At 41.9% G+C, this 2,286-nt stretch carries 2 protein-coding genes; one reads left to right on the top strand and one right to left on the bottom strand.

All coding sequences use genetic code 11. The features are described 5' to 3' along the window. The first annotated feature begins 166 nt into the window (after positions 1 to 166). Positions 167 to 1,990, top strand: a complete 1,824-nt coding sequence (gene dnaK, locus GMD5S_RS0210080) for a molecular chaperone DnaK (protein WP_000034683.1) — start codon at positions 167 to 169, stop codon at positions 1,988 to 1,990. Positions 1,991 to 2,044: 54 nt separating this feature from the next. Here the strand turns inward: dnaK and GMD5S_RS10835 are convergent. Further along, positions 2,045 to 2,286 (bottom strand): hypothetical protein (locus GMD5S_RS10835; protein WP_237739033.1); only part of this gene is annotated, 242 nt, incomplete at its 5' end.

Genomic DNA, 2,286 nt, shown 5'->3' with positions numbered 1-2,286 from the left:
CCGTGGTGAAAGTTTCAGTAGCTTTTGCTACTGAAACAGGGGATTTTTGAGACAATAGGCTCAAAAATAAGTGATGAAATCCCGAAGGGAGTTGCTCACGTCCCCACCACTTAAGGGGAATATCAAAAAAATCAAAATTCGAATTAAAATTTAAGGAGAAAAACACATGTCTAAAATTATCGGTATTGACTTAGGTACAACAAACTCAGCAGTTGCAGTTCTTGAAGGAACTGAAAGCAAAATCATCGCAAACCCAGAAGGAAACCGTACAACTCCATCTGTAGTATCATTCAAAAATGGAGAAATCATTGTTGGTGATGCTGCAAAACGTCAAGCAGTCACAAACCCAGATACAGTTATCTCTATCAAATCTAAGATGGGAACTTCTGAAAAAGTTTCTGCAAATGGAAAAGAATACACTCCACAAGAAATCTCAGCTATGATTCTTCAATACTTGAAAGGTTACGCTGAAGAGTACCTTGGTGAAAAAGTAACCAAAGCAGTTATCACAGTTCCAGCTTACTTCAACGATGCTCAACGTCAAGCAACTAAAGACGCTGGTAAAATCGCTGGTCTTGAAGTAGAACGTATCGTCAACGAACCAACTGCAGCAGCTCTTGCTTACGGTTTGGACAAGACTGACAAAGAAGAAAAAATCTTGGTATTCGACCTTGGTGGTGGTACATTTGACGTATCTATCCTTGAATTGGGTGACGGTGTCTTCGATGTATTGTCAACTGCAGGGGACAACAAACTCGGTGGTGACGACTTTGACCAAAAAATTATCGATCACTTAGTAGCAGAATTCAAGAAAGAAAACGGTATTGACTTGTCTACTGACAAGATGGCAATGCAACGTTTGAAAGATGCGGCTGAAAAAGCTAAGAAAGACCTTTCTGGTGTAACTTCAACACAAATCAGCTTGCCATTCATCACTGCAGGTGAGGCTGGACCTCTTCACTTGGAAATGACTTTGACTCGTGCGAAATTTGATGATTTGACTCGTGACCTTGTAGAACGTACAAAAGTTCCAGTTCGTCAAGCCCTTTCAGATGCAGGTTTGAGCTTGTCAGAAATCGACGAAGTTATCCTTGTTGGTGGTTCAACTCGTATCCCAGCCGTTGTAGAAGCTGTGAAAGCTGAAACTGGTAAAGAACCAAACAAATCAGTAAACCCTGATGAAGTGGTTGCTATGGGTGCTGCCATCCAAGGTGGTGTGATCACTGGTGATGTTAAAGACGTTGTCCTTCTTGATGTGACACCATTGTCACTTGGTATCGAAACAATGGGTGGCGTCTTCACAAAACTTATCGATCGCAACACTACTATCCCAACATCTAAATCACAAGTCTTCTCAACTGCAGCAGACAACCAACCAGCCGTTGATATCCACGTTCTTCAAGGTGAACGCCCAATGGCAGCTGATAACAAGACTCTTGGACGCTTCCAATTGACTGATATCCCAGCTGCACCTCGTGGAATTCCTCAAATCGAAGTAACATTTGATATCGACAAGAACGGTATCGTGTCTGTTAAGGCTAAAGATCTTGGAACTCAAAAAGAACAAACTATTGTGATCCAATCTAACTCAGGTTTGACAGACGAAGAAATCGACCGCATGATGAAAGATGCTGAAGCTAACGCTGAAGCAGATAAGAAACGTAAAGAAGAAGTAGACCTTCGTAACGAAGTAGACCAAGCTATCTTTGCGACTGAAAAGACAATCAAGGAAACTGAAGGCAAAGGCTTCGACGCAGAACGTGATGCTGCCCAAGCTGCCCTTGATGACCTTAAAAAAGCTCAAGAAGACAATAACTTGGACGAAATGAAAGCGAAACTTGAAGCATTGAACGAAAAAGCTCAAGGACTTGCTGTTAAACTCTACGAACAAGCCGCTGCAGCCCAACAAGCTCAAGCAGGAGCAGAAGGCGCACAAGCAACAGGAAACGCAGGAGATGACGTCGTAGACGGAGAGTTTACGGAGAAATAAAATAGTCCAGTGGACTATTTTATCCCGAGCTTTAAAATCAGAAGAGCGAGGGCGTTAAGAATGAGGAATCATTAAAATGATTGTCATTCTACGGCAATCGCTATGGCGACTTGCTAAAAGCCTTACTCGTTCAAAAAAAGTATAATCGACTTTGCTTTTGAATGTCGTAATGATAGGAAGAAATCCAGAGGTTGCAACCCAGCCTCTGTTTTTCGGTAAAAAGGGATGGAACCTGATTTGTTTGGGTTTTGTCTCATCAATATAAAAGAAAGGAATTGAACCCGACCTAAATTCTC

The organism is Streptococcus sp. GMD5S, from assembly GCF_000298715.2.
In the GTDB taxonomy this organism is placed as follows: Bacteria; Bacillota; Bacilli; order Lactobacillales; family Streptococcaceae; genus Streptococcus.
This window is presented reverse-complemented; position numbering and strand designations above follow the sequence as displayed.

What these genes read in the sequence shown, in the direction of transcription:
- dnaK (WP_000034683.1), top strand. Translation starts at nt 167, where the DNA reads ATGTCTAAAATTATCGGTATTGACTTAGGTACAACAAACTCAGCAGTT.